The organism is Streptomyces sp. NPDC005963 (assembly GCF_040638655.1).
Classification (GTDB): domain Bacteria; phylum Actinomycetota; class Actinomycetes; order Streptomycetales; family Streptomycetaceae; genus Streptomyces.
The window spans coordinates 61,208-85,848 of the sequence record NZ_JBEXVD010000018.1 but is presented as its reverse complement, the minus strand read 5'-3'; the positions used below and the strand labels follow the sequence as shown (position 1 = coordinate 85,848).

Annotated in this window: 25 protein-coding genes; 13 read left to right on the top strand and 12 right to left on the bottom strand. The window is 69.2% G+C overall.

From position 1 onward, the window contains the following. Positions 1 to 43 precede the first annotated feature (43 nt). Complete coding sequence (locus ABZ348_RS22970) at positions 44 to 910, top strand: SDR family oxidoreductase (protein ID WP_358935870.1); 867 nt, start codon at positions 44 to 46, stop codon at positions 908 to 910. Here ABZ348_RS22970 and hutI read toward each other — a convergent pair. The 3 genes from hutI to ABZ348_RS22955 are packed head-to-tail and all read right to left on the bottom strand — an operon-like array spanning position 889 to position 2,844. Further along, the gene (gene hutI / locus ABZ348_RS22965) at positions 889 to 2,061 is read right to left on the bottom strand and encodes an imidazolonepropionase (protein ID WP_358935868.1); all 1,173 of its coding nucleotides are present in this window, start codon (positions 2,059 to 2,061) and stop codon (positions 889 to 891) included. The genes ABZ348_RS22970 and hutI overlap by 22 nt on opposite strands. A gap of 28 nt (positions 2,062 to 2,089) precedes the next feature. Next, the gene (locus ABZ348_RS22960; protein ID WP_358935866.1) at positions 2,090 to 2,488 is read right to left on the bottom strand and encodes a hypothetical protein; all 399 of its coding nucleotides are present in this window, start codon (positions 2,486 to 2,488) and stop codon (positions 2,090 to 2,092) included. After that, positions 2,485 to 2,844 (bottom strand): ATP-binding protein, encoded by a 360-nt coding sequence (locus ABZ348_RS22955; RefSeq protein ID WP_358935864.1) that lies wholly within the window; start codon positions 2,842 to 2,844, stop codon positions 2,485 to 2,487. The genes ABZ348_RS22960 and ABZ348_RS22955 overlap by 4 nt, the downstream gene beginning before the upstream one ends. A 282-nt stretch (positions 2,845 to 3,126) precedes the next feature. Here ABZ348_RS22955 and ABZ348_RS22950 point away from each other — a divergent pair, with 282 nt between their 5' ends. Further along, complete coding sequence (locus ABZ348_RS22950; protein ID WP_358935862.1) at positions 3,127 to 4,125, top strand: helix-turn-helix transcriptional regulator; 999 nt, start codon at positions 3,127 to 3,129, stop codon at positions 4,123 to 4,125. Between the two features lie 29 nt (positions 4,126 to 4,154). Continuing rightward, positions 4,155 to 4,349: a DUF397 domain-containing protein gene (locus ABZ348_RS22945; protein ID WP_358935861.1), complete on the top strand. Its 195-nt coding sequence runs from the start codon at positions 4,155 to 4,157 to the stop codon at positions 4,347 to 4,349. A 139-nt stretch (positions 4,350 to 4,488) separates the two neighbouring features. Here ABZ348_RS22945 and ABZ348_RS22940 read toward each other — a convergent pair whose 3' ends face one another. From ABZ348_RS22940 to hutU, 5 genes are all read right to left on the bottom strand, one after another. After that, positions 4,489 to 4,767, bottom strand: a complete 279-nt coding sequence (locus ABZ348_RS22940) for a hypothetical protein (protein ID WP_358935973.1) — start codon at positions 4,765 to 4,767, stop codon at positions 4,489 to 4,491. Positions 4,768 to 5,027: 260 nt separating this feature from the next. Then, entirely contained in the window at positions 5,028 to 6,164 is a 1,137-nt protein-coding gene (locus ABZ348_RS22935) for a Fic family protein (protein ID WP_358935859.1), read from the bottom strand. Positions 6,165 to 6,222: 58 nt separating this feature from the next. Next, entirely contained in the window at positions 6,223 to 7,578 is a 1,356-nt protein-coding gene (locus ABZ348_RS22930) for a formimidoylglutamate deiminase (protein ID WP_358935857.1), read from the bottom strand. Beyond that, positions 7,569 to 8,759 (bottom strand): allantoate amidohydrolase, encoded by a 1,191-nt coding sequence (locus ABZ348_RS22925; protein ID WP_358935971.1) that lies wholly within the window; start codon positions 8,757 to 8,759, stop codon positions 7,569 to 7,571. The genes ABZ348_RS22930 and ABZ348_RS22925 overlap by 10 nt, the downstream gene beginning before the upstream one ends. A 35-nt stretch (positions 8,760 to 8,794) precedes the next feature. Next, positions 8,795 to 10,483 (bottom strand): urocanate hydratase, encoded by a 1,689-nt coding sequence (hutU, locus tag ABZ348_RS22920; protein ID WP_358935855.1) that lies wholly within the window; start codon positions 10,481 to 10,483, stop codon positions 8,795 to 8,797. A gap of 119 nt (positions 10,484 to 10,602) precedes the next feature. On the opposite strand from hutU, the gene ABZ348_RS22915 reads away from it, so the two are divergent. Next, complete coding sequence (locus ABZ348_RS22915; RefSeq protein WP_358935853.1) at positions 10,603 to 11,916, top strand: diaminopimelate decarboxylase; 1,314 nt, start codon at positions 10,603 to 10,605, stop codon at positions 11,914 to 11,916. Between the two features lie 155 nt (positions 11,917 to 12,071). Then, positions 12,072 to 12,542 (top strand): SRPBCC family protein, encoded by a 471-nt coding sequence (locus ABZ348_RS22910; RefSeq protein ID WP_358935851.1) that lies wholly within the window; start codon positions 12,072 to 12,074, stop codon positions 12,540 to 12,542. Between the two features lie 33 nt (positions 12,543 to 12,575). On the opposite strand, the gene ABZ348_RS22905 is transcribed toward ABZ348_RS22910, so the two are convergent. Continuing rightward, positions 12,576 to 13,373, bottom strand: a complete 798-nt coding sequence (locus ABZ348_RS22905; RefSeq protein WP_358935969.1) for a DUF5984 family protein — start codon at positions 13,371 to 13,373, stop codon at positions 12,576 to 12,578. Positions 13,374 to 13,643: 270 nt separating this feature from the next. Here ABZ348_RS22905 and ABZ348_RS22900 point away from each other — a divergent pair, with 270 nt between their 5' ends. From ABZ348_RS22900 to ABZ348_RS22880, 5 genes are all read left to right on the top strand, one after another. Continuing rightward, positions 13,644 to 15,014: an APC family permease gene (locus ABZ348_RS22900; protein WP_358935849.1), complete on the top strand. Its 1,371-nt coding sequence runs from the start codon at positions 13,644 to 13,646 to the stop codon at positions 15,012 to 15,014. Between the two features lie 428 nt (positions 15,015 to 15,442). After that, on the top strand, positions 15,443 to 15,973 hold the full coding sequence (locus ABZ348_RS22895) for a hypothetical protein (protein WP_358935848.1): 531 nt from the start codon (positions 15,443 to 15,445) through the stop codon (positions 15,971 to 15,973). Further along, positions 15,970 to 16,779: a transcriptional regulator gene (locus ABZ348_RS22890; protein ID WP_358935846.1), complete on the top strand. Its 810-nt coding sequence runs from the start codon at positions 15,970 to 15,972 to the stop codon at positions 16,777 to 16,779. Before ABZ348_RS22895 ends, ABZ348_RS22890 begins: the two co-directional genes overlap by 4 nt. A 79-nt stretch (positions 16,780 to 16,858) precedes the next feature. Next, positions 16,859 to 17,278, top strand: a complete 420-nt coding sequence (locus ABZ348_RS22885; RefSeq protein WP_358935844.1) for a roadblock/LC7 domain-containing protein — start codon at positions 16,859 to 16,861, stop codon at positions 17,276 to 17,278. A gap of 132 nt (positions 17,279 to 17,410) precedes the next feature. Continuing rightward, the gene (locus tag ABZ348_RS22880; protein ID WP_358935842.1) at positions 17,411 to 17,785 is read left to right on the top strand and encodes a hypothetical protein; all 375 of its coding nucleotides are present in this window, start codon (positions 17,411 to 17,413) and stop codon (positions 17,783 to 17,785) included. Positions 17,786 to 17,835: 50 nt separating this feature from the next. On the opposite strand, the gene ABZ348_RS22875 is transcribed toward ABZ348_RS22880, so the two are convergent. Together ABZ348_RS22875 and ABZ348_RS22870 are read right to left on the bottom strand one after the other, a co-directional pair. Next, positions 17,836 to 18,396 (bottom strand): hypothetical protein, encoded by a 561-nt coding sequence (locus ABZ348_RS22875; protein ID WP_358935840.1) that lies wholly within the window; start codon positions 18,394 to 18,396, stop codon positions 17,836 to 17,838. Positions 18,397 to 18,536: 140 nt separating this feature from the next. Beyond that, positions 18,537 to 19,382, bottom strand: a complete 846-nt coding sequence (locus ABZ348_RS22870) for a MurR/RpiR family transcriptional regulator (RefSeq protein ID WP_358935838.1) — start codon at positions 19,380 to 19,382, stop codon at positions 18,537 to 18,539. Between the two features lie 212 nt (positions 19,383 to 19,594). Between ABZ348_RS22870 and ABZ348_RS22865 the strand changes: the two genes are divergently transcribed. Continuing rightward, positions 19,595 to 20,023 (top strand): hypothetical protein, encoded by a 429-nt coding sequence (locus tag ABZ348_RS22865; RefSeq protein WP_358935836.1) that lies wholly within the window; start codon positions 19,595 to 19,597, stop codon positions 20,021 to 20,023. A gap of 440 nt (positions 20,024 to 20,463) precedes the next feature. Here ABZ348_RS22865 and ABZ348_RS22860 read toward each other — a convergent pair whose 3' ends face one another. Continuing rightward, entirely contained in the window at positions 20,464 to 21,864 is a 1,401-nt protein-coding gene (locus ABZ348_RS22860; RefSeq protein ID WP_358935834.1) for a cystathionine beta-synthase, read from the bottom strand. A gap of 157 nt (positions 21,865 to 22,021) precedes the next feature. On the opposite strand from ABZ348_RS22860, the gene ABZ348_RS22855 reads away from it, so the two are divergent. Next, complete coding sequence (locus ABZ348_RS22855; protein ID WP_358935967.1) at positions 22,022 to 23,023, top strand: SGNH/GDSL hydrolase family protein; 1,002 nt, start codon at positions 22,022 to 22,024, stop codon at positions 23,021 to 23,023. Positions 23,024 to 23,340: 317 nt separating this feature from the next. Next, positions 23,341 to 24,561, top strand: a complete 1,221-nt coding sequence (locus ABZ348_RS22850) for an acetyl-CoA C-acetyltransferase (protein ID WP_358935832.1) — start codon at positions 23,341 to 23,343, stop codon at positions 24,559 to 24,561. The last annotated feature ends 80 nt before the right edge of the window (positions 24,562 to 24,641 follow it).

The following is a 24,641-nucleotide window of genomic DNA, read 5'->3' as shown; positions in this document are numbered from 1 at the left end:
TCTCGCACCGCACGACGGTCGCCCGGCCCCGAGAGGACATCCCATGCCTTCTGTCATCGCCGTCACCGGCGCGAGTGGACGCATCGGCGGCCGGGTCGCCGAGCGACTCGCCGAGCGGGGTGCGGACGTACGGCTCCTGGGTCGCAACCCCGCCCGACTGCCGAAGATCACGGGCGCCCGGGTCGGCCCCGCCGCTGGCTACGGCGACGGCGACGCGATGCGTACCGCCTGCACCGGGGTGAAGACGCTGTTCATGGTCTCCGCCCACGAGGCACAGGGCCGGGTACGGGAACATATGACGGCCGTCGACGCCGCCGTGGCCGCAGGGGTGGAACGCCTGGTGTACGTGTCCTTCCTGAACGCCGCACCCGATGCCACGTTCACCTTCGCCCGCGACCACTGGCACACCGAGGAGTACATCCGCGCGTCCAACCTCCGTTACACCTTCCTGCGTGACAGCTTCTACCTCGACTCGCTCCCCCGGATGGCCGGCACGGACGGGGTGATCCGCGGGCCCGGGGGCGCGGGCCGGGTGTCGGCGGTCGCCCATGACGACATCGCCGACTCAGCCGTGGGCGTACTCCTCGGCGAGGGCCACGACAGCGCCACGTACGACCTCACCGGCCCCAGCGCCATCACCCTGGCGGAGGCCGCCGCCGAACTGTCCCTGGTCACCGGCCGCACGATCGGCTACGTGCCGGAGTCGGAGGACGAGGCGTACGCCTCCCGGTCCGTGTACGGCGCCGAGTCCTGGGAGGTGACGGGCTGGGTCACCTCGTACGAGGCGATCGCCAGCGGTGAGATGGCGACCGTCTCAGACGCGGTACCCAAACTGGCGGGCCGCCCCGCCCAGTCCTTCGCCCAGTTCCTCCGGGAGAACCCGGAGTCCTACGCGCACTTGACCCCGTGACGCCAGACGTCCGTCACCAGCGGAACACCCGGCCGATAGGCGAGATGGACATGGCTGGGCGCGTCCAACAGCACCAGATCGGCGTACGCACCGGGCGCGACCCTGCCCCGGGACGTGCTGCGCAGCGCGGCGGCCCCGCCCGCGGTCGCCGCCCACAGCGCCTCATCGGGGGTCATCCCCATGTCGCGCACGGCGAGCGCGATGCAGAACGGCATGGACGAGGTGTACGACGATCCCGGGTTGCAGTCGGTGGAGAGCGCGACCGTCACCCCCGCGTCCAGCAGCCGGCGCGCATCGGGCCACTGGGCCCGGGTGGAGAACTCGGCACCCGGCAGCAGGGTGGCCACGGTCGAACCACTGACGAGCGCGTCCACATCGGCGTCCGTCAGATGGGTGCAGTGATCGGCGCTGGCCGCCCCCAACTCGACCGCCAACTGCACACCGGGGCCGTAGCCGAGCTGGTTGGCGTGCACACGGGCGATGAGTCCCTGCGCGACCCCGGCGGTGAGGACGGCCCGGGCCTGGTCGCCGTCGAAGGCGCCCTTCTCGCAGAACACATCGACCCAGCGGGCATGCGGGGCGCAGGCGTCCAACATCTTGCCGGTGACCAGGTCCACATAGCCCGCGGGGTCATCGGCGTACTCGGGCGGCACGATGTGGGCACCGAGATAGGTGACCTCTTCGGTGTGCCGCCCGGCGATCTTCAGCGCCCGGACCTCGTCCTCGACGGTGAGTCCGTAGCCGGACTTGACCTCGATCGTCGTCGTGCCCTGCCGTAGGGCTTCCGCGACATGGCGGGCGAGGTTGGCATCCAACGCCTCGTCCGACGCGGCCCGGGTGGCGGCGACGGTGGTCCTGATGCCCCCGGCCGCGTACGCCTGACCGGACATCCGGGCGTTGAACTCGGCCGTGCGGTCGCCCGCGAACACGAGGTGGGAGTGGGAGTCGACGAACCCGGGGATGCCGGCGCGACCTCCGGCGTCGTGCGCGGTGTCGGCGTCGGGCGCGTCCGCGGCCCGACCCACCCAGGCGTACCGCGCGCCCTCGATGACCACGGCCGCGTCCTCGATGAGGTGAAGCGGACCGTCGTCGCCGAACGCGGGGTCGTTGGTGACGAGGCTGCCGATATGGGTGATGAGGGTGGTGCTCATGACGTCCTCTCGCAGGTCATGCCACACGTTACGGCGCGGTGCCGGCACGGTCAGCCTCCGGGACGGTGTCGAACCCGGCATCGACGAAGGTGAACCCGTGCCCACCGGGGTGCCCCAGGAAGAGGGTGCAGGCGTCCTGGGCATCTCCGGGCAGGCCGTTGTCCACGGTGCAGTCCGCTAGAACGGCCACAGCCCGGGGCTCCTGCCCGCCCTCCCACCGCGCCCAGACATCGCCCCGATCACCGTCGAGCGCGCGCACCAGATCGAGGTGCGGACCGAGATGGCCACCCTCCAACGGACACCGCAGTTGGGTCACGACCTCCAGCGGATGCCCGGGCTCGTCCGGCGCGATCTCCAGGGCGAACAACAGCAGTTGGAGCGGGAGATCGGCGCTTGCCGCACACACCTGCCCGGTGTGCCGGCTCATGTCGACTCCCCTCGGGCGACTAGGCACCAGATCCGCCCGCCGTCAGCGATCCCCCAGGCGTCGGCCACGGCCGCGACCAGCCCGAGCCCCCGCCCGCTCTCGTCGAACAACCCGGGCACCCGAGGACAGGGCACCTGCGGCCCGCTCCCACTGGCCACCTCGATCCCAACGTGGTCGGCGGTCCGCCACAGTCGTACGTCGACGGTCTCGCCCTGCCCGTGCTGAAAGCCATTGGTGACGAGCTCCGACAACAACAGATCGACCCTGTCAGCGAGCACTTCCCACTGCCAGATCCGCAGATGCACCAACCCGATGCGCCGCATCAGACCGGCCCAGGTCCGATCCTGCACACTCATCGGCTCCCCGACCGGCCCGGTCCTGCACACACTGACCTGAAACCCGAGCTCTATGTCCGACTGCCCAATGGTCAGCTGCCCGATGTGGTGGGTGGTGGGGGCGTCGGACTGAACGACGGCGAGGGGCATGGGCGTGGTCCTCCACGATCTCCGGACAGGGCAAGCCACGACGTGAGGGACGCCGGGTATGCCCACTGCTGTCCGTCTTTGCTTGACTCAAATACCGTGCCGCATATGGGAGTTAATATTCAAGCGCATAGCCAATGACTCTAGGATTGGCACATGCCCGAGCAGGGACATGGGTTGCCGAGAGGCAGGCACGGAGTGGCACACTCGGGGTACGACATGCGTCGGCACCCCACAGAGGTCACGTCAGCCAAGGACAGACCGATGAGGAAGGGGGACATTGAGGTGGCAGCCAAAAGGGGCGCTACGTTCCGACGCAGGGAGCTCGGCAAAGAGCTGCGGAAGCTCCGGGAGAAGAAGGGCTTAACCCTCCAAGAAGTGGCGGGAGAGCTGGGCTTCTCGTTCACCAAACTGGCGCGGGTGGAGATCGGCGAAAACGATCTCCCGAGGTCAGGTGATCTCGAAGCACTCCTGGACCTCTACGACGCGCACATGGCCCGGGAGGACCGGGACACACTGCTCAAGCTCCACCGTGAGTCACTGAGCAAGGAGCCGTGGACTCCGTACAAGGCGTTCATGCCGTCGAAGATGCCGACGTTTCGAGGGTTGGAGCAGGACGCGAGGGTGATGCGTGCGTTCCAGCCGAGTTTCGTGTTCGGGCTGTTGCAAACGGAGGCGTACACGCGAGCGCTCTACACGATCGCCAAACCGGTCGAAGAGACGACCTCGGAGTACATCGAGCAGAACGTCAGGCTTCGCATGGAGCGAAAAGAGTTGATCACTCGCTCCGAAAGCCCTTTGGAACTTCGCGTCATCATGGACGAAGCAGCCGTGCGTCGCATGGTGGAAAGCCCGATGGTAATGCGCGAGCAGTACGACGAGATCGCTGGGATGAGTCGTCTGGACAATGTGACCGTCCAGATCCTCCCGCACGACGTGGTGACCTACCGAACAGAGAGCAACTTCATCCTGCTCGACTTCTCGGACGCGCTCGACCCTGTGGTGCAGGTCGACATGTCAAACACGATCAGCGTCACGGACGAATGGCGCGAGGTCCAAAGGAACATCAGACGCTTCGATGCAATGCGGGACAGCGCGCTGCCTCCGGCTCGCACTGCTGACTTCCTACATCAGCTAGCACAAGAACGGGAGTAGTCATCAACGAGCAAATCGCGGCACTTGATGTGGTCGAAGAGTCCGCCTGGTTCAAGTCATCCCACAGCAACGACACCGGCGGAGCGTGTCTTGAGATCGCGGCACTGCCGGGGCAGGTGGGCATTCGCGACTCTAAGAACAAGCAGGGCCCGGCTTTGGTCGTCCCAACAGGCGCGTGGCACACGTTCATCGCCTTCGCAGCCGATCGCGCGCCACTGGACTGACCACCAGCCAAGCTCCCATGGACGAGCGCGCGGAGTGCCCCTCTCTCCTACTCGGACGAGGGGCACTCCGCACGTGGAACTGCCGAGCAGCAGCAAGTTCGTCATCTTCGCAGCCGGGTGGACACGGCCGGAGGGCGAACTAATCCCAGGTGGGTGGCGGCAAAACAGAAGCCGCGTCCATGCCATTGTGTTCGAAGGATCGTGGACTCAGTTCAATGCCGCTGATGAGCACACCCGGAACCTGCTCCATCCGAGCAAGAGCTTGCTTCATCGCGTCCATAAGACTGTCGGCCTCGAAGTAGCACTCGAACTTGGTGAAACCTGGACCTTGTTCAGTTCCGACGAACCCATCGGCGAAGCAATCAAGATGGGCCATGATGTTGTCCTGCTCAGACGTAATTGGCTCATACGCGTGCATGATGAAGTGCCAACTAGGAACATCCGCGATGCTTTCCTTCACCTTGAGTTCACATCCCTCGGCCCTCTTCAGAGCCGCCTCAATGTCCTTCTTCTGATGTCTATCCCCAAGCCCCATGACCATACTTACTACTCCCGCCACTCTGAGCAGAAGTACCAACCGACAAGCACACCACTCGAAAGAGTGCCGACAACGAGACAGCCGGCGGGCCGCGCCAGAGTAGTCGGCGCACGGCCGCAGTTAATCTTGAGGACCAGACGTCAGTCGGCATACGGATCGGCGTACGGTTCCAAGTTGCCCCGTACTTCCGCGTTCGCCGCCGCCATGCGAGGCCCTGCCGCGTAGTAGCGCGCACGCGCCTTGCCGTGGGGTGTGAGCCAGCCCAAGCGGACCAGTTCGCGAACGTCGCGGATCGCCTGCTGGTCGGAGAGTTCGGCGTCCTGCTGGTAGACCGTGCGCCGCACCTTCGATCCCCAGAACGCGGGCAGCAGCGCATAGACGACCCGTTCGTCCAGACCGCTTTCTGCGGCGGCATCGCCCAGATGGATCCATGCCCTCGACAGCAGGTCCGTACGGCGTTGTGCCTGTTGGGCCTGACGGTGGTGGGCTTCCAGACAGAAGCGAATCCACGGGTGGGTATCGCGCTCGGGAGTCCACCGGGGCCCGCCCACCTGCTGAAGTACGCGGTAGTAGCCGTACGTGTTCTGGCCGCGACCCAGCCACTCCTCGATGGAGGAGAATTCAGGCGGCATCAGCGCCTCGCGGGCGAACACCAGCGTCGACAGTGCCCGGGACATCCGCCCGTTCCCGTCCTTCCACGGGTGGATGTTCACCAGGTTCAGATGGGCCATGGACGCCCTGACATGCACCGGCGCATCCAGTTCGCCGTCGTTCAGCCACTCGATCAGTTCACCCGCGAGGGAGGGAACCAGTTCGGAGTCCGGGGCCGTGTAGGCGGGCACCAACGGATCGTCGGGGCTAGTGACGAACACCGGCCCATCGCGCCAACGGCCCGGGCGCTTGTTCAGGTGGTGGCCTTGCAGCATGAAGTGAAGACCGTTGAGCAGGCCAGCGTCGTAGCGGAAGTCCTCTGCCGCGTCCGCGAGGGCCTGGATGTAGGTCATGGCACGCTGGTAGCCCTCCAGCTCTGCCCGGGTGCGGTCAGCCGTCTCCAACGGCTCCTCGCCCGTCATCAATGCTTCGACATCGTCCACGGTCGCTGCGTAGCCCTCGATCGTGTTCGATCCCGCGATCGCTCGCGCGGTCAAGTTCCGTCGCAGGTGAACCGTCCAAGGTGGCCCACCGTTGGTGACGTCTAGAAGCCGATCACTCATCTCCTTGATATCGGCGAGCACACGGAGGTCATCGGCGTCGAGTGCAGGGGTTGCATACAGCATGTCCCGATCACACGGCGGCCCGAAGGAAGTGTCAAAACCCCCCGTCCCGAACAGGCGACTACGCCCGCAGCCCCCCGATCGCCTCCCCCAGCACCCCCGCCACGTCCGGGACCAGCAGGTGTTCGCCGTCGCGGACGATCGTGCGACCGCCCACCACCACATGGCGGACGTCCGCAGCCGTGCCCGCGAACACCACCGCCTCCGCGGCCATCCGGGGTGGTGGGCCGGCCGTGCGGACCGAGTCCAGGGCGATCGTGGTGAAGTCGGCGAGGGCGCCCGCCTCCAGGGTGCCGGCGTCCGGCCAGCCGAGGGCGGTGTGGCCGTCGGCGGTGGCCGCGCGGAGGAGGGCGGGGGTGGTCCAGTGGCCGCGGGCGCGGGTGCGCAGGCGTTCGTTCAGCTCCATCGCCCGCGCCTCTTCGAGCAGGTCGATCACCGCATGGCTGTCGCTGCCGAGGGAGAGCGGGGAGCCCGCGCGCTGGAGGGCGAGGGCGGGGCCGATGCCGTCCGCGAGGTCGCGTTCTGTGGTGGGGCACATACAGATGCCGGTGCCCGCGCCGCCCAGGGTGGCGATGTCGTCGTCGGTGAGGTGGGTGGCGTGGACGGCGGTGACCGTGGGCTTCCAGAAGCCGGCGTCGGCCAGCAGTCGGGTGGGGGTGCGCCCGTGGACGGCGAGGCACGCCTCGTTCTCGGCGGGCTGTTCGGAGAGGTGGACGTGGACGGGTACGCCGTCGGTGCGGGCGGCGAACTCCTCGTAGCCGTCGCGGTCGGAGAAGGCCCGTACGGAGTGGATCGCCGCTCCGATCCGTACCCGGTCGGTGTCCCGGAGCAGGCTCCAGCGCTCGTGCCAGGCGTCGAGGGAGCCGTCGCCGAAGCGGAGTTGGGGGCCCTTCAAGGGCTGGTGGCCGTTGTGGTCGAGGCCGCCGCGGAGGTACACGGTGTCGAGGAGTGTGATGCGGATGCCAGCTTCGGCAGCCGCGGCGATCAGGGCTTCGCCCATGGCGTTGGGGTCGGCGTAGGGCGTGCCGCCGGGGCCATGGTGGAGGTAGTGGAACTCGCCGACCGCGGTCACCCCCGCCAAGGCCATTTCGGCGTAGACGGCACGGGCGAGGGCGAAGTAGTTGTCGGGGGTGAGGCGGTGGACGGCGTTGTACATCATTTCGCGCCAGGTCCAGAACGAACCGCCGCCGACCTGGACCGTGCCGCGCAGGGCTCGGTGAAAGGCGTGCGAGTGGGTGTTGGCCAGGCCGGGGACGGTTAGGCCGCGCAGGACCTCCGCGCCGGGCGGTGGGGTGTCCGCGCCGGTGCGGACGGCCGAGATCCGGCCGTCCGCGACCTCCAGCACCACACCGGGTTCGGTGTGGACGCCCAGCCAGGCGTGTTCGGCCCAGTACACGGTTCCCGGGGTCAGCGGCACGCGAGACCTTCCAGTACGTCGGCGAGTGCGAGGACCCCGGCCGTGCAGTCGTCCTCCGCCGCCTGTTCGGCCGGGGAGTGGGAGACGCCCGTGGGGTTGCGTACGAACAGCATGGCGGTCGGGACGGCCGCGGAGAGGATTCCGGCGTCGTGTCCCGCTCCCGTACCGAGAACGGGGGTCCGGCCGCCGAGCAGTCGGTTGATCTCGTCCCGCAGGGCGTGTTCGAACTCGACGACCGGGGTGAAGGACTCCCGGACGACGGTGAGGTCCACGCCGTTGTGTTCGGCGTGCTCCCGCGCGGCCCGTTGGACCTCGGCGAGGACGGTGTCCAGTGCGGACTGGTCGGCGGCCCGGGAGTCGAGCCAGCCCCTGACCAGGGAGGGGATGGCGTTGACACCGTTAGGTTCAACGGCGACCTTGCCGAAGGTGGCGACCGCGCCCGCGAGTTCGGCGGCGCGGCGGGCGGCGAGGACGGTTTCGGCGTACGTGAGCATGGGGTCGCGGCGGTCGACGAGCCGGGTGGTGCCGGCGTGGTTGGCCTCGCCGCGGAAGTCGAACCGCCACCGACCGTGCGGCCAGATCGCGCTGGCGATGCCGACCGCGTCCCCGGTCAGGTCCAGGGCCCGCCCCTGTTCCACATGGAGTTCCACATAGGCGCCGATGCGGTCGAGTCGTTCCCGGTCGGGGCCGATGGCCTCGGGGTCGTATCCGGCGCTCTCCATGGCCTGGGGCAGGCCGATACCGGCCGCGTCCTTCAGCTCGTACGCCTGTTCACGGGTGAGGAGGCCCGCGGTGAGGCGGGAGCCGACGCACGCCAGGCCGAAGCGGGCGCCTTCTTCGTCCCCGAAGTTGGTGATGGCGAGCGGACGTGTGAACCGTGCTCCCCTGGTGCGGAGTTCATCGAGGGCGGCGAAGGCGCTGACCACGCCGAGGGGGCCGTCGAAGGCGCCGCCGTCGGGGACGGAGTCCAGATGGGAGCCGGTGACCACGGCGTCCCCCGCGGCGGGGTCGCCGAGCCAGGCCCACTGGTTGCCGTTGCGGTCGCTCTCGTAGTGGAGTCCGCGGGCGTGCGCTTGCTCCTGAAACCAGGTGCGGCAGTCGGCGTCGGCACCGGTCCAGGCGTAGCGCCGATAGCCACCGGTGTCGCGGTCGCGGCCGATGGGGGCGAGTTCCTTCCACATCGTGTGGAAGGAACTCGACTGGGGGGCGGGGGCGGTCACTCGCCCTCCCGCATGGGGATGCGGACCCCTCGGGCGTCGGCGACCGCTTCGGCGGTGTCGTACCCGGCGTCCACATGGCGGATGACGCCCATCCCGGGATCGTTGGTGAGCACCCGGCGGACCTTCTCGCCCGCGAGTGCGGTGCCGTCGGCGACCGTGACCTGACCGGCGTGGAGGGAGCGGCCCATGCCGACGCCCCCGCCGTGGTGGATGGAGACCCAGGAGGCACCGGAGGCCACATTGACCATGGCGTTCAGGAGCGGCCAGTCGGCGATGGCGTCGGAGCCGTCGAGCATGGCCTCCGTCTCCCGGTAGGGGGAGGCGACCGAGCCGCAGTCGAGGTGGTCGCGGCCGATGGCCAGGGGTGCGGCCAACTCTCCGCTGGCGACCATGTCGTTGAAGCGTTCGCCCGCACGGTCGCGTTCGCCGTAGCCGAGCCAGCAGATGCGGGCGGGCAGGCCCTGGAAGTGGACACGCTCCCCGGCGAGGGTGATCCAGCGGCGCAGGGACTCGTTCTCGGGGAAGAGTTCGAGCATGGCGCGGTCGGTCTTGGCGATGTCGGCGGGGTCGCCGGAGAGCGCTGCCCAGCGGAAGGGCCCCTTGCCCTCGGTGAACAGCGGGCGGATGTACGCGGGTACGAAGCCGGGGAAGGCGAACGCCCTCTCATAGCCGGCAAGTTGGGCTTCGCCGCGGATGGAGTTTCCGTAGTCGAAGACCTCGGCGCCCGCGTCCTGGAAGCCGACCATGGCTTCGACGTGGCGGGCCATCGACTCCCGGGCCCTGAGAGTGAAGTCGGCCGGTTTCTCGGCCGCGTAGGACGCCATCTCATCGAAGGGGACGCCGAGCGGGAGGTAGGCCAGCGGGTCGTGGGCGGAGGTCTGGTCGGTGACGATGTCGATGGGCGCACCCATGGCGAGCAGTTGCGGCAGCAGTTCGGCCGCGTTGCCGAGGACGCCGATGGACAGCGGGCGGCGGGCGTCCCGTGCTTCGGTGGCGAGCTGGAGTGCGTGTTCCAGGGAGTCGGCGCGGGTGTCCAGGTAGCGGTGTTCGATGCGGCGCTCGATGGCGCGCGGGTCGCAGTCGATGCAGATCGCCACGCCGTCGTTCATGGTGACGGCGAGCGGCTGGGCGCCGCCCATCCCGCCGAGGCCGGCGGTGAGGGTGATGGTGCCGGCCAGGGTGCCGCCGAAGCGCTTGGCGGCGACGGCGGCGAAGGTCTCGTAGGTGCCCTGGAGGATGCCCTGGGTGCCGATGTAGATCCAGGAGCCGGCCGTCATCTGTCCGTACATGGTCAGCCCGAGGGCTTCGAGGCGACGGAACTCCTCCCAGTTGGCCCAGTCGCCGACCAGGTTGGAGTTGGCGATCAGTACGCGCGGGGCCCATTCGTGGGTCTGCATCACGCCGACCGGCCGGCCGGACTGGACGAGCATCGTCTCGTCCTGCTTGAGGGTTTGCAGCGTGCGAACCATGGCGTCGAAGGAGCGCCAGTCGCGGGCCGCCTTGCCGGTGCCGCCGTAGACGACGAGTTGGTCGGGGTGTTCGGCGACCTCGGGGTCGAGGTTGTTCTGGAGCATCCGGAGGGCGGCTTCCTGCTGCCAGCCCAGGGTGCTCAGTTCCGTACCGCGCGGGGCCCTGACCGGGCGGGGACCCGACGGGGGCGGTCCGGGCCTCGAAGGTGCTGACATGGAGCGAGCCTCCTCATGGCCTCGACGGCCACCGTGATGTTCGTTATTCACATCCTGACTAAATGAATATCTCTAGTCAACAGATGCGCCGGGGTCGACCCGAATGATTGGCTATTGCAATGACTGTTGACCGTCGTCACCACGCCGTACGTGCCGCCATCCAACAGGGGCTCCTCACCGAGGAAACACCGGTGGTCGCCCTCCTCGACACCGCAGGGATCCGAGCGTCCGCGACCGCTCTGCGCGCCGCGTTCGCGGCCGTGACCGACGCCCCCGTACTGCACGCGTTCGCGGTCAAGGCCGCACCGCTCGTCCCCGTGCTCGCGCTGTTGAACGACGAGGGCATCGGCGCGGAGGTGGCGAGCCCCGGAGAGCTGGCCCTGGCCCGCGCGGCCGGGGTACCGGCCGAACGCATCGTCCTCGACTCCCCCGCCAAGACACCGGCCGAACTGACGGAGGCCCTCGCGCTCGGCATCGCGGTCAACGCGGACAACCCCCAGGAGCTGGCCCGGCTCGACGCCCTGGTCGCGAACACCTCCTCACCGCTCGGCATCCGGGTCAACCCGCAGGTCGGCGGCGGTTCCATCGAGGCCCTGTCCACCGCCACCGCAACCTCGAAGTTCGGTGTCGCACTCCGCGACGAGGGCGCCCGCGCATCGGTCGTACGGGCCTACCTCGACCGGCCCTGGCTGACCCGACTGCACACCCACTCCGGCTCGCAGGGCATACCGCTGGCCCGGATGATCGACGGCGTGCGCGAGGTCTACGGCCTCGCCGAAGAGGTCAACGCGGCGGCCGGACGGCAGCAGATCACCACCATCGACATCGGCGGCGGGCTCCCCGTCAACTTCGCATCCGACGAGACGGCACCGACCTACTCCCAGTACGCCCAGCTGCTCAAGGAGCAGGTGCCCGGGCTGCTGGACGGGCGGTACGGGCTGGTGACCGAGTTCGGCCGCTCCCTGCTCGCCAAGAACGGCCTCTTCCTGGCCAGGGTCGAGTACACGAAGGTCTCCGGCTCCCGGCCGATCGCCGTCACGCACGCCGGGGTGCAGGTGGCCACCCGTACCGTCTACGACCCGGCGTCATGGCCGCTGCGGATCGCCGCGTACGACGGCGAGGGGCTGCCCAAGGAGGGCGAGCCGGTGGTGCAGGACGTGGCGGGGCCCGCCTGCTTCGCCGGCGATCTGCTCGCGGCGGGACGGCCACTGCCGCTGCTGGAGCCGGGCGATGTGGTGGCAGCCCTGGACACGGGCGCCTACTACTTCTCCAACCACTACGGCTACAACAGCCTGCCCCGGGTCGGGGTGCACGGCTATGCGGTGGACGGGGACGAGACCGACAAGGTCCGCTTCTCGCTGGTACGGGCGCCGCAGACCATGGCGGAGATCGTGGCCGAGTCGGGCGGGGGGCTCGCGGGGGCGCTGCTCTAGGGAGTGTCCACAGGCCGGCACGACGGGTCGCCGCCGCCACCGGGCGGAGGCGGCCTGCGCCGACGGCACGGGCACGGCCGGTCACCCGCGGGGGCTCGGCATCCGTCGGTGTCCCTCCGGGGGCGATTGTCACCCCCGGCTGCTTTCCTGGAGTCATGGCGAACAGAAGCGTGGTCGTGGAGCGCCGGATCGCGGCTCCCGCAGAGCGGGTCTGGCGCACGCTGACGGACCTGGAGCGGGCACCGGCCGTCCTCAGCGGGGTGGACTCGGTCGAAGTGCTGTCCTCCGGCCCCTTCCGCGTGGGAACGCGCTGGCGGGAGACCCGCCGTGTCTTGGGCAGGCAGGCCACGGAAGAGATGTATGTGACGACCAGCGAGCCACCGCGTCGATTCGTCGTGGAGGCCGACTCCCAAGGGGCGCACTACACATCGGAGTTCGTCCTGAGCGAGACGGGCACCGATCGGACACAGGTGCGGATGACGTTCACGGCGGTGCCGCCCCCGGGGATGAGCGGGCTGCTCGCCAGGGTCTTCGGGGCGATCGGTGCCAAGGCCGTGGCGAAGACGATCGCCCGGGACCTGGCGGACGTGGCAACGGCGGTCGAGCAGGGGTACGGCACGGTCTGACCCCTGCCCCGGGGGCACCCGCGCCGACCGTTCTCAGCGGATCTCGTCCGCCTTGACCTGCCGGGGACCTCCCGCACGGCCACCGAGCAGCTCCCTGGCTCCGAGCCTCACCGCGTTCGCGTCGGTGACCACCTCACGGGCCCTCGCCAGCCCCAGCCGACGCGCCCGCTCCTGCTGCTCCTGACGCAACTGGCGCACGTCCACGGCGACCCCGGCCGGCGGCCCGGTGGTCTCCAGAGCGGTGATGCGCTGGTCCATGGCCGCCAGCAGCGCCCGATCGAACGTGGTGACCGCATCGATGAACACGCTGGTAGGCACCTCGACCCGCCCCATCAACGGGCAACTGAACTCGATCTCGACATCCGGCCGGTGCGTCCAGTCGACGGTGACGAGATCGCCGTCCTCGGTGATCGTCCGCCACCAGCGGACGTGCGGAGGATTGCGGAGGGGTCCCAGGTCGATCGAGCGCTCGGCGTGCCACTGCTCGGCCGCCTCGGCCTGCGGCGTGTGCTCACCGCGCGGCCAGTCGTCCCTGTCCCGGGTCACAAAGCCGACCAGATCGTCGGGGATCGGCTCCAACACCGTGGGGACCATCTCCAACAGGTCCTCCCAGAGACGGGCGACGTAGTAGTCGGCGTACGGGAACGGCCGCTCCGCACCGAACTTCGCCGCCCACCGGTGCAGCGTGCGATCCGAGTAGCGCAGCAGTTGATGACCGCCCACCTCGATCCAGTACCAGCCGTCCGTCAGCCCGAACCAGTGCAGCGAGGGTTTCTCCCCGCCCCACGGCCGGACGTCCGCCAACGGTCGCAGTTCGAATCGGAATCGCATCACGACAGGAGTGTGGCAGCCCGCCGCAAGCCCACGAACCCCCCGCAACCCACCCGCTCCGGGCGTTGCCGGAAGAACCGATACCAGGCCGTGCCCGACTCGCGTTCGTACGGTGCCTTCGTCGGCACATCGGGAACCGCACATCCCCGGATCCTCCCGGGCAAGAGGGGTACACAACGAACGCAGAAGCTGCACATCCCCCAGGCATCAGGCCCCACTTCGGGGGCAGACCTCCTCCCACACCGCACCAGGAGATCGAGAGAGAGGCCCATGACCACCGCATCCGAAACCGCCAGAGCCGAAGAGGTTCCGGACGGCGACGGCCCGCTGAAGCGGGCCATCGGGCCGAAGCTGCTCATCCTGTTCGTGATCGGCGACATCCTCGGCACCGGGATCTACGCCACGACCGGCAAGGTCGCCGGCAAGGTCGGCGGCGCCCTCTGGCTCCCGTTCCTCATCGGGTTCGTCGTCGCCGTGCTCACCGCGGCCTCGTACGTCGAGTTGGTCGGCAAGTACCCCAAGGCGGCGGGTGCCGCGCTCTACACGCAGAAGGCGTTCAAGGTCCCGTTCATCACCTTCATCGTGGCGTTCCTGGTGATGTGTTCGGGCCTGGCGTCGGCCAGTGCCGCGGCACGGGCGTTCAGCGGTGACTACTTCCTGGAGTTCACCGACGCCGTCCCGGCCACCCTCATCGCGATCCTCTTCATCCTGGCCCTCGCCGCGCTCAATCTGCGCGGTGTGTCGGAGTCGGTGAAGGCCAATGTGGTGCTGACGATCGTCGAACTCAGCGGGTTGGCCATCATCCTGGGCATCGGTGCGTGGGCGGTGTTCTCGGGCGACGGCGATGCGTCCCGCCTCACCGAGTTCGAAGCGTCGGGCACCGGATACGCGCTGATCACCAGTGTGTTGGGGGCGACGGCATTGGGATTCTTCGCCTTCGTGGGCTTCGAGGACTCGGTGAACATGGCCGAGGAGACGAAGGATCCGATCCGCACCTTCCCCCGTGCGATCTTCATCGGGGTCGCCGTCACCGGAACCATCTACGTTTTGGTGGCGCTGGTCTCCTCGCTCCTGGTCGACCACCGCACCCTGGCGGGCTCCAGCGGCCCCCTGCTGGAAGTGGTCAAGGCCGGCGGGGTGGACTTCCCGCCCAAACTCTTCGCGCTGATCGCCCTGTTCGCCGTCACCAACTCCGCGCTCATCAACATCATGATGGCTTCGCGGCTGTGCTACGGACTGGCCAACGAGGGCATCCTGCCGCGCGCCATGGGCAAGGTGCTCCCCGGTCGGTGCACCCCCGTGGTCGGCATCGTGTTCGTGTCGGTGCTCGCGATCGGACTGGTCACCACCGGGGAGATCGAGGGGCTCAGCGACACCACGGCGTTCCTGCTGCTGTGCGTGTTCGCGGTGGTCAACATCGCGGTCCTGGTACTGCGTCGGGACCGGGTCGCGCACCGGCACTTCCGCACCCCCACGGCGCTTCCCGTGCTCGGCGCACTGACCGCGCTGGTGCTGGCCAGCCCGCTGGCCGACCGGGACGCCGAGGTCTACATCCGGGCGGGCGTGCTGCTGGCCATCGGCATCGCCCTGTGGGTGCTGAACAAGGCTGTACTGAAGGCACGCGGCGAGGTGGGTGCATGACAGCCGGGACACAGTGAACGACTGGTCACGGCTCGGAAGAGGGGTCCGGTGAACACCGGGCCCCTCTTCCAACGCCCGGAGGTCCTACGAGAACCGCGCCCGGGGGAGGTCCCGTTTCGGTGGCGTGAGGCGGGGGCGCTCGACCGTTGGAAGTGCGCTGCGGCGCGCGCTCGGCTCGTATCGGTGGTGGAGGCAACTACACCTCATACCAACGGAGGTTGACAAACCGCACATCCAGTACAGAAAGATACAAAACCCAGAAACATGATCATGTGGTGCGCGAATCTTACCGAGTTCATGCAACTTTCGATCAAAGTCGGCGAAAAATGAAAGTTCTTTCATCTGGAGCCACCACATAGCGTAGCCTCCCGGTCACCGCCGCCGTACATCAGTGCGCGGAACACCTGGGCGGGAAAGGAGGAGTCCACGTGCCTGGAATAGACGAGTGCCTACTGGAAGCCATGCTGGTGCCAGGCGCACGCGGCGCCTCCGTCGTCGACTGGGCCAGCGGGTTGGCGCTCGGTAGCGTGGGCGAAGCGGCAGGTGGCGACCACGAGAGCACCGCGGCAGAGACCAGCGAACTGGCGAGGCTCAGCACAGAGTTCGCGGCCTTCGCCGCAACCCCGACCGCACCGACCGCACCGACCGCACCGACCGCACCGACCGCACCGACCGCACCGACCGCACCGACCGAGGGTGAGCCCCCGCCGTCAGAGGCGACAGCAGAAGGGGCGGAGGGATCCCCAACGGTCCCGCTCCCCCGACCCGCCCCGGACGACGGCCCACTGGTGGAAGACCTCATCCTCACCACCCGTACCGGCTATCACATGGTTCGTTTCGTGGACACGGCCTTCGACAGCACCGTGTGCCTCCACCTCTGGCTCGATCGCGACCTGGGCAATCTGGCCCTGGCCCGCATCCGCATGCGCGACCTGGCCGAACGGCTGGTGCTCGGATGAGCAACAGGCTCTCGGTCGTCTCGCCCATGCTCCGCCGGCTCACCGATGAGCGCGCCACCGGCGTACTGATCCGGGACCACGGGGCGCTCTACCTCGTCGACGGCCAGGTGGTCCATGCCGAAGCAGCCGCCGCCCCCGGACTGGACGTGCTGACCGCCGCCAGCGGCCGACTCCGCGCCACCGACTGGGAGGACGCGATAGCCGAGGCGGGTGCCCGGTGCCAGGTCGCCCGCCAACTCGTCGACAGCGGCGTCATCACCGCCGGTGAACTGGAGATCTGCCATCTCGGCGCCCTCTTCGACGCGGCCTTCTTCACCCTTGCCACCCGCAGTGGGGCAACCAGGTTCCGCTACGGGGTCACCCACTGGCTGGGCCCCGTACGACCGGTGTCCCCCGGCGCGGTCGAACGCGAATCGATGCGTCGGGTCCGGCTGCTGAACTCCATCTGGCCCCATCCCGAAGTGGACACCGCGCCCGTACGGCGACGCCCGAACCACGGACGGGCCATCAGCCCCCACCGCCGTCCGCTCCTGGACCTCGCCGACGGCGTGCGCACACCACCCACCATCGCGCGGGAGTTGGGGCGCCCCGCCTTCAACACCCTCGTCGAAGTGCGCAGACTCGCCGCCGAAGGGTTGATCGACGCATCGGCCGGTGTCCCGGGGGCGGGAGTACGACCACCGCCGCCCGCGGAAGGTGCGGTGCGGCCGAAGGAGCTCTCGGCGGCCACGGCGCACGAGCCGCCGCCCGCCCCGGACAGTGCCCTGCTCCGCCGTATCCGTGAAGCGCTGGAGGCCCCGCGGTGACCTCGCCGAACGTCCGCCAGGCCCCTCGTCGGACCTCATGAGGCGCGCCACACGGCTCCGTGCCGAAAGGAGACAGCTGATGACGACCGAGGCCGACGTCCTCGCCGAACTGCGGCGCCTGCGGGTCCGGATGCCTCAGCTGGCGGGAGCCCTCGCGATCAGCACGGACGGCGTGGTGCTGGCATCGGACACCGGACGCGCACCGGAGGAGTCCAAGGAACACACCGACCGACTGGTGTCGTTGACCCTCTCCGTCCTCGGCCCCGCATCGCACCTCACCGCGGTCGGCGGCCGGGGCGGCTTCCGTGAACTCCTGATCCGTGGCGAACTCGGCTACACGGCGATCTACGGAGCCGGTCCCTCGGCGGTGCTCGCGCTGCTGGCCGGCCCGCGGGTCAACGTGGGCCGGCTCCATCTGGAGGCCCGACGTGCCGGTGCCCGCATCGGCGATCTGGTCGACGACGCCCTCGGCGCCCTCGAACGGCCGGAGGCCACCTGACCGATCCCCTCCACCCGCCCCTCCCCGACCCATCAGCACCCAGGGCGCACGCCGCACGGTTCGAGCCGTCGACGGATCACCGCCCCGCATCACGAGCAGTACCAACGAACACCGGAAGGAAGCACACAGCACATGGCCAACACCGAAGCCGCCCTCAAGGAAGCGACCACCCTCATCGAAGGCGCCCTGGGCGCCGCCCTCGTCGACTACACCAGCGGAATGGCGCTCGGGACGATAGGCGGCGGCAAGGACCTCGACCTCCAGGTGGCCGCCGCGGGCAACACCGACGTGGTGCGCGCCAAGGTCCGCACGATGGAGCAGTTGGGGCTCAAGGACGGCATCGAGGACATCCTCATCACCCTGGGCACCCAGTACCACCTGATCCGACTGCTGCGCGGGCGCGGCACCGACGGACTCTTCCTGTACCTGGCGCTCGACAAGAACCGCTCCAACCTGGCGATGGCACGCCACCAGCTGAAGAAGATCGAGGCCGAGTTGGAGATCTGACCGGCCCGGCAGCGGACCGAAGCCGTCCGGGCCCAGGCCCCGGACGGCGCTCAGCGACGCCGCGCCCCACCGGGCGCGGCGTCCCCGGCGGCGATCCCCGTCGTACGGAAGCCCTTGACCGGCTTGCCCACCGGGCCTGCCTTCGCCCAGTCGGTGCGCAGCCACAACAACTGCTCCGCGTCCTGTTCGCGCCGGCCGAGCCAGAGCGCCTTGGCCCACAGCCCTGCGCCCGCCCCGGCGAGCAGCAGACCACCGGCCGCCGGTAGCGCGAAGGAACTGACGATGGCTGCGACCACCGCCACCGCGCCGTGCCACCGATGGGCACGGCGCCAGTTCCGCAGGGTCACCCGGCGGTCCTGGAGGATGTCGGTGCGTCCTGCTCGGGTGGCGGTGTCGGCGAAGTGGACGTAGCGCCTGCGGCGTAGCAGGGCCGTCACGACCGCCGCGATCAGAAAGAGGGCGGCCCCGGACAGGACGCCGATGCGGCGTCCCGTCAGACCGGGCAGCAGTACGCCGATGCCCGCGGCGATCAGTCCCGACCACCACAGGGGTGCTGCCCCTGCCCGTACGACCACGGCGACCCTCGCCAGTGATTGCGCCCCGCGCCCCACTTCCACACTCCGTCCGTCGATGTGTTCGCCACCGTCGTACGCCGTGGTCGAGCGCGACCTGTGGGGCGTCGTGAGGTGAACGTCCCGCGGAGATTAGCGCCGTTTTCTGAGGGCCGTCTGAGAATCGTCCCGACGGCTCGTCACTCCGCGAAGAGGCCCCGGGCCGCGGCGCGGGCGTCGAAGTCCTCCAGCCGGGACTGGGCATCGGGCAGTGCGTCGCACATCGCTTCCAGCAGCACCCGGCCGAGCAGCATCGGGGCGCAGGCCGTGTCGAAGGAGAAGCCCGTGCCGACCGCCGCCGGGATGAGCAGGTCGCTGTGTTCGGCGACCGGGGCGAACGGGGAGTCGGCGATCGTGACCACCGTCAGCCCGCGGGAGCGCGCGTACGCGAGTGCTTCCACGACCTCCTTGGGGTGGCGGGGTAGTGCGAAGCAGAGCAGGACGTCGGCGCCCGCGCGCAGGGAGGAGTCGATGCGGTCGGCGAGCAGACTGCCGGCCTGGTCCAGCAGGCGCACATCCGGGTGGACCTTGCTCGCGAAGTAGGCGAAGCCGTGGGCCTGTGCGGAAGCCGCGCGCAGACCGAGGACGGGAAGGGGCCGGGAGGCGGCGAGGAGTCTGCCCGCGCGTTCGACGGGTTTCGGGTCGGCGAGCAGGTCGGAGAGTTGGCGCAGGTTCTCGATCTCGGCCTGGACGGCCTGCTGGTACTCGTTGGGCGTGTCATCGGCCGTGGTGGCGACCGTGCGCCCGGGTGGGGTGATCTCGCGCAGGTGCCGGCGCAGTGCCGGGTAGCCGTCGAAGCCGAGGGCGACGGCGAAGCGGGTGACGGACGGCTGGCTGACGCCGGCCAGTTCGGCGAGTTCCACACTGGAGAGGAAGGGCACGTCGGCGGCGCGGCGCACCATGTGGTGGGCGATGCGCCGCTGGGTGGGGGTGAGTCGATGCCCCTCGAACAGCTCCTGTAGCCGGGTGGCGGGGGTGTCGCTCATGCCGTCCTCTTCGTCGCGCCTGTCATCGCCTCTGCACTCCTTGGGTCCGTGGTCGTGTGCGGTGTGGTCGGGGAGCCGGACCCTGACGGTCTCATCATCGGTCAGGGCGGCACACCACGGCCGGGTTCCGGCCGCTCGGGATGGTCGGGGCGCCGAAACAGTGGGGGTAGCCCCACTGACGCGGGCGATCCGTCCCCGTAGCGTGAGGGAGTATGGAAGCCCGCGACCCTGAGCTCAAGAAGGAGCTCGACGCCACCTTGCACGCCCGCCGCGAGCTGGGGGAAGAATACGAATCAGCGCTCGTCGAGTCGTTTCTGGACAAGGTCGAGCAGCGCCTCGACGGAACGGTGGACCGCCGCGTGCGACGACAGTTGGCCGAGCAGCAGATGGCAGTGGCGCGCGGGACCCGCCCGCCCCAGCAACCGGCCGACCCCAACTTCGGGGAGCGGTTCGGTTTCGGCATCATCACCATGATCCTGGCGATTCCGCTGTCCGCGATCGGTGTGGTGAACGCCGATCTGCCCGGGCTGATCGTGACGTGGACCGGGATCGTGGGCGTGAACGTCGTCCATGCGTCGGGAGGCTTCTCCCGTTCCCGCAAGAGCCGGCGGGACGAGGGGCACTCCGAGTGGGAGGAGTGACCTCCGGGCACCCGGAGGTCACACCACCGCTCCACGGACGTACGTACGGCTGACGCGGGGGCCGCCGCAACCCCTCGGCCGCCGGCCGAGGGCCGGGACGGCAGCGGTCCCCGCGGGGGACACGGGCCCGAGTGAGGGCCGGGCCTGTGTCCTTAGACGCCATCGAGCCGGGAGCCGCTCCGGTTCACGACGCCGTCCGTGAAGCACCACTGTGCACGACGCGTGTTAAGCGGATGCTGCCCCGATGTGACACCCGCGTGCCGAATCGTGGCCCCGCGACCGGACCAGACCGTGCCGGGCACGGTCCCGCATCCGCAACCGCATCCGGCACGGTGCCCGTACCCCACCGGCCGCAGGTGCCGCCGGAGCGCCGCCCCTCCGGTCAGGTCGCCCCGGCCCTCAAGGGAGCATGGGAGTACGGGACCGTCCTCAGCCGGTCGTCAGTTGGCGCCGTTGGCGAGGAACGCCAGCAGGTCCTGGCGGCTCACCACTCCCTTGGGCTTGCCCTCCACCAGCACGATCGCTGCGTCCGCCGCATGCGCGGTGTCGCTGAGCACGCTCATCAGGTCGGCCACGGGCTCACCCGATCCGACCTGCGGCAGGGGTGCACTCATGTGCTTCTCCAGCGGGTCGCTGAGGGTGGCGCGCTCGGTGTAGAGGGCGCCGAGGAGTTCGCGCTCCACCACCGAGCCGATGACCTCGGCCGCCATCACATCGGGGTGGCCCGCGCCCGGCTTCACGATCGGCATCTGGGACACGCCGTACTCGCGGAGCACCTCGATCGCGTCGCCCACGGTCTCCTCCGGGTGCATATGCACCAGGCTGGGGATCTTTCCCCCCTCCTTGTGGCGCAGCACGTCACCGACGGACGCGGAAGGGCCGGAGCCCTCCAGGAAGCCGTAGTCGGCCATCCACTCGTCGTTGAAGATCTTGCTCAGATATCCGCGTCCGCTGTCGGGGAGGAGGACGACCACCACGTCGTCGGGCCCGAGGCGCTCGGCGACCCGTAGTGCCGCCACGACCGCCATGCCGCAGGAGCCGCCCACGAGGAGTCCCTCCTCCTTCGCGAGGCGGCGGGTCATCTGGAAGGAGTCCTTGTCGGACACGGCGACGATCTCATCGGTCACCGTCCGGTCGTAGGCGGTGGGCCAGAAGTCCTCACCGACGCCCTCGACCAGGTAGGGGCGGCCGGAACCGCCGCTGTAGACCGAGCCCTCGGGGTCGGCGCCGATCACCGCGACGGAGCCGTCGCTGACGTCCTTGAGGTAGCGGCCGGTGCCGGAGATCGTGCCGCCCGTGCCGACGCCCGCGACGAAATGGGTGATCTTTCCCTCGGTCTGTTCCCACAGTTCGGGACCGGTGGTCTCATAGTGCGAACGCGGATTGTTGGGGTTGGAGTACTGGTCGGGCTTCCAGGCCCCCGGGGTCTCCTGCACCAGCCGGTCGGAGACGTTGTAGTACGAATCTGGATGTTCCGGATCCACGGCGGTAGGGCAGACCACGACCTCGGCGCCGTACGCCCGCAGTACGTTGATCTTGTCCGTGGAGACCTTGTCCGGGCAGACGAAGATGCACTTGTAGCCCTTCTGCTGGGCCACGATCGCCAGTCCCACACCAGTATTTCCGCTGGTCGGCTCCACGATGGTGCCCCCGGGCAGCAGCGCCCCGCTCTCCTCCGCCGCCTCGATCATGCGCACGGCGATGCGGTCCTTCACCGAGCCGCCGGGGTTGAAGTACTCGACCTTGGCCAGGACCGTCGCCTGAATGCCCTCGGTCACGCTGTTGAGCTTCACCAATGGGGTATTGCCGACAAGACTGATCATCGAGTGGTGAATGCGCACAATGTTCTCCGGGATCTCCGTAGTGAATGCGGCCAGAGTAAGCGGACCGGTGCGGGATTGGGCGACGGCGGCTACGGGGCAGTTAGCTCATAACCGACGAGTAGCTCGCAGCGTCGGAGGGCGAGGAGAGGAGGTCCGGACGGTGTCGAGGGCAAGAGTGGCACGGCGCATCGCAGCAGGCGCCGCCTACGGCGGCGGGAGCATCGGCCTGCTCGGAGTGGCGACCATGGGCGTGGTGGTCGCAGAGGTGCAGTTGGCAAAACGCACGGTCGGCGGAGGCACCGCGCCCGTGCCACCCCGCGGTGACGGGCTCTACGGGCTGGCCTTCGGGCGCACGGACCCGATGCTCCTGGGACTGCTGGGCGACTCCACCGCGGCGGGCCAGGGGGTGCGCAGAGCCGGCCAGACCCCGGGGGCGCTGCTCGCATCGGGGCTCGCGGCGGTCGCGGAACGGCCGGTAGAAGTCTGCAACGTCGCACTGCCCGGGGCGCGGTCGGACGATCTGGAGAGGCAGGTCACCGCCCTCCTGGCGGACATCTCCAGACAACCGGACGTCTGTGTGATCATGATCGGCGCGAATGACGTCACGCACCGGATCCCGGCCACCGAATCGGTGCGCCATCTGGCCTCCGCAGTACGGAGACTGCGTACGTCCGGTGCCGAGGTGGTGGTGGGCACCTGCCCCGATCTGGGCACGATCGAACCGGTGTACCAACCCTTGCGCTGGCTGGCCCGCAGGGCGTCCAGGCAACTCGCGGCCGCCCAGACGATCGTGACGGTGGAACAGGGCGGACGGACGGTCTCGCTGGGGGATCTGCTGGGGCCTGAGTTCGCGGCCAACCCGCGGGAGATGTTCGGCGCGGACAACTACCACCCCTCCGCCGAGGGCTATGCGACGGCGGCGATGGCGATGTTGCCGACCGTCTGCGCGGCGCTCGGGGTCTGGCCCGAGTCGGACCGGCCGGACGCCCGTCGCGACGAGGGCATGCTCCCGGTGGCACAGGCCGCGGCGGAAGCGGCGAAGGAGGCCGGTACGGAGGTCACCGGGGCGCGTGCGCCCTGGGCACTGCTCAAGCACCGCAGGAGGCGGCGGCTGCCCGAGCCCCCGTCGACCCCGGACGCGACCGAACCGTCACCCACGGAGGCCACGCACCACTAGCGCCCTTCTTCCGGATCTTGCTGGGCTCGCATGTCCTAGCCCCCTCCCTTCCGGATCCGGACCTCGCCGAGGCCGTCGCGCGCCCGTGCTCACGGGCGCGCCCTCGGCAGGAGGACCCGTCGGGCGACGGGCGTGCGCAGCGGAGCAATCCGTACCGGCTCCACCGACCGTTCCGCCCCTCACTTCCGTGCCCGAAAGGCCACGAAGCGAGCGCTCGCTTAGAATTGAGGTGACGATCACACACCAGGACGCGTGACCCCACTGCTACCTACAGGTAATTTCCGACGGAACCCCTCCCCCAGCTCCTGGAGCCCTCGATGCCCGAAGCCGTCATCGTTTCCGCCGCCCGCTCCCCCATCGGCAGGGCCTTCAAGGGCTCCCTCAAGGACCTACGGGCCGACGACCTGACCGCGACGATCGTCCGGGCCGCCCTCGACAAGGTGCCAGAGCTCGACCCCAGGGACATCGACGACCTGATGCTCGGCTGTGGCCTCCCCGGAGGAGAACAGGGGCACAACCTCGGTCGGATCGTGGCCGTACAGATGGGGATGGACCATCTGCCCGGCTGCACGATCACCCGTTACTGCTCGTCGTCGCTCCAGACCTCCCGCATGGCCTTCCACGCCATCAAGGCCGGTGAGGGGGACGTCTTCATCTCGGCCGGGGTCGAGATGGTCTCCCGCTTCGCCAAGGGCTCGTCCGACGGTCTGCCGGACACCCAGAACCCCCTCTTCGAGCAGGCCCAGGCGCGTACCGCCAGGGCCGCCGAAGGCGGAGGCGAACCGTGGCACGACCCGCGGGCGGACGGTCTGCTCCCGGATGCCTACATCGCCATGGGCCAGACCGCCGAGAACCTCGCCCAACTCAAGGGCGTCACCCGGCGCGAGATGGACGAGTTCGGCGTCCGCTCGCAGAACCTGGCCGAGGCCGCCATCGCCCGGGGTTTCTGGGAGCGCGAGATCACCCCCGTCACCACCCCGGACGGCACGGTCGTGAGCAAGGACGACGGCCCCCGCGCCGGAGTGACGCTGGACGGCGTCGCAGGACTGAAGCCGGTCTTCCGCCCGGACGGGCTGATCACCGCCGGCAACTGCTGCCCGCTCAACGACGGCGCAGCCGCCCTGGTGATCATGAGTGACACCAGGGCGAGCGAACTCGGACTGACCCCGCTGGCCCGGATCGTCTCGACGGGGGTCTCCGGACTCTCCCCGGAGATCATGGGGTACGGACCGGTCGAGGCGTCGCGCCAGGCGCTCGCCCGGGCCGGGATGACCGTGGACGACATCGACCTGGTCGAGATCAACGAGGCGTTCGCCGCGCAGGTCATCCCCTCCTACCGGGATCTGGGCATCGACATCGACAAGCTGAACGTCAACGGCGGCGCGATCGCGGTGGGCCACCCCTACGGCATGACCGGCGCCCGGATCACCGCCACCCTGATCAACAGCCTCCAGTTCCACGACAAGCAGTTCGCGCTGGAGACGATGTGCGTCGGCGGCGGCCAGGGCATGGCGATGGTCATCGAGCGACTCAGCTGAGCGACACCCGGCTCGGTCCGGCGCGGCGCTGCACGGCGCAGCGCCGGACCGAGCCGCTCACCGAGCTGACGCGGACCTGC